This window comes from Streptomyces sp. NPDC048419, from assembly GCF_043200415.1.
Classification (GTDB): Bacteria; Actinomycetota; Actinomycetes; order Streptomycetales; family Streptomycetaceae; genus Streptomyces.
Genome location: NZ_JBICXT010000108.1, coordinates 1 through 2,192, shown reverse-complemented (window position 1 = coordinate 2,192; position 2,192 = coordinate 1). Strand labels below are relative to the sequence as shown.

2 protein-coding genes are annotated in these 2,192 nt (G+C 67.2%); both read right to left on the bottom strand.

Going from position 1 to position 2,192, the window contains the following annotated elements:
* Nucleotides 1-63: 63 nt before the first annotated feature.
* The gene (istB, locus tag ACGFYN_RS48070) at nt 64-867 is read right to left on the bottom strand and encodes an IS21-like element helper ATPase IstB (RefSeq protein WP_393872270.1); all 804 of its coding nucleotides are present in this window, start codon (nt 865-867) and stop codon (nt 64-66) included.
* A gap of 3 nt (nt 868-870) precedes the next feature.
* A complete protein-coding gene (gene istA / locus ACGFYN_RS48065) occupies nt 871-2,124 on the bottom strand; it encodes an IS21 family transposase (protein ID WP_393872269.1) in 1,254 nt (417 codons plus the stop codon).
* Between the last annotated feature and the right edge of the window lie 68 nt (nt 2,125-2,192).

Here is a 2,192-nt window from a genome sequence, read left to right as displayed (position 1 = left end):
TGTCAATGCTCCCGCAGAATTGAGCACGCTCTGCTCTCGCAGATTTGACCCCCTGGGGTCGGTTCAGTCGCGGTGTGTGCGGTTCTCCTTGGCGAGGAGCTCGCGTCGTTGGCGGGTGCGGTAGGAGTCGCCGGTGAGGGTGAGGACCTCGGCGTGGTGGACCAGGCGGTCGATCATGGCGGCTGCGACAACGTCGTCGGAGAAGGTCTCTCCCCAGCGTCCGAAGGGCAGGTTCGAGGTCACCATCACCGAGCCCTGTTCGTAGCGGGACGCGATCAGCTGGAAGAACAGATTCGCGGCGTCCTGGTCGAACGGGATGTAGCCGACCTCGTCAATGATGATCAGTCGGTAACGGCGGATCTTCTTCAGTTCGGCTTCGAGGCGGCCGGCCTGGTGTGCGGTGGCGAGGCGGGTGATCCAGTTACTCGCGGTGTCGAACAGGACCGAGTGGCCGGCATGGGCGGCCTTGACTCCGAGCCCGATCGCGAGGTGTGTCTTGCCGATGCCGGGCGGCCCGAGGAGGATCACGTTCTCCGCCTTCGCGACGAACGTCCCGGTGGCCAGGTGAGCCAGGACATCGCGCCGCAGCGAGGGCAGGTGGTCGAGGTTGAAGTCCTCCAGCGTTTTGACCTGCGGGAAGTGGGCGGTGCGGATCCGCATGACGGTGCCCTTGGACTCACGGTCGGCGACCTGCCGCTGCAGCAGGGCCGCCAGATACTCCTCGTGCGACCAGTTCTCATCCCTTGCCTGGGCGGCCAGGTCCTCCCAGCAGGCCCCGATCGTCGGGGTCTTCAGGACCCGGGTCAGGTAGGCGATCATGGACGGCAGGCCGTCCTTCGTCGCCGTGGTGATGGTGCCGGAGCTCACTTGTCACTCTGCTTTCGTTGATGGCTGGTCGAAGTCGACGCCGAACAGGGCGTCGTAGTCGGGCAGGGCCCGAAGGGCGACGGCATGGCCGTCGGTGTGCCGGCGGGTCGCCGCCTGGCGTCGTTGCCGGTCCTCGGCCAGGGCCTGGCGCATCCGCTTGGCGATGGCGGCGTGGGCGGGATCGGTGACCACCGCCTGCTTGGCCCAGAAGCGTTCGTGGCGGGCGACGACCTGACTGTCGCAGAACACCACCACCTCCTGCGGGGAGGCTGTGACATCGACGAATCTGCCGATGACCTGCGGATCCACCGAGTAATCGACGGTGTCGACACGGACGTAGTAGTCGCGGGCGAGCCGGATCCTCGAGCTGATTCCGATCGGCGGTTCGACCGGCGGCAGTGGGGTCATCGCCAGGTAGTCCCGCTCCAGCAGATCAACCGGACGGCCCTGGATTGACCGGACGGTGCGGGAGTTCGCCTTGATCAGCCAGTCCTGCAGCTGCTGGTTGAAGTCGGCCGGCGAGGTGAACTGCCGGCCGGGAAGGAACGAGGTCTCCAGGTAGCCGTTGCTCCGCTCCACCATCCCCTTGTATTCGGGGTCGCGGGGCGGCGCCAGCCTGATCCTGGTGGCCAGAGTCCCGGCGAACGCCGCGGCCGGCGCGGTGAGTTTGCCGCTGCCGCCGATCGCAGCCTCCCGGTCCCAGACCAGCGTCCTGGGGACCCGGCCGACCTGGCTGATCAGCTGCCACATCCCCGACAGGATGTCGCCGGCCTGTCGCGAGGGGATCATCGCCGCGGACAAGTGGCGGGAGAACCCAAGTGTCATGACCAGCACCGGCAGCACCCGTTCCTGCCCGGCACCGACCTGGACCTTCGTCTCCGGGAACCACAGATCCAACTGGGCGACCTCGCCGGGCTCATAGGTGACCCGGTCGACCGGATCGATCCCGACATACTCCGGCCGGATCAGCGCCAGCCGCTTACGCAGTGGTGCCGAGGAATAGGGCCAGCCGATCCGCTCAGCGATCACCGGCGCCGGCATCGTCGGCCACTCCTGCAGCAAAGCCCGCATCTGCGGCTCGTACGCGTCTGCGACATGGCCCCGCGGGGCCCGTTGGAACACCGGCGGCCGGTCGGAGTTCAACGCGGCCCGCACCGTGTTCCGGGCCACCCCCAACCGCCGCGCGATCTCCTTGATGGGCACACCCTCCGCCCGATGCAGCCGACGTATCTCGGCCCAGTCCTCCACTTTCAGCACCCTCCAGATGCTCAAGGGGGTTAATTCTGCGGGAGCACCTGGGGGTCAGTCTTACGAGAGCAACGACA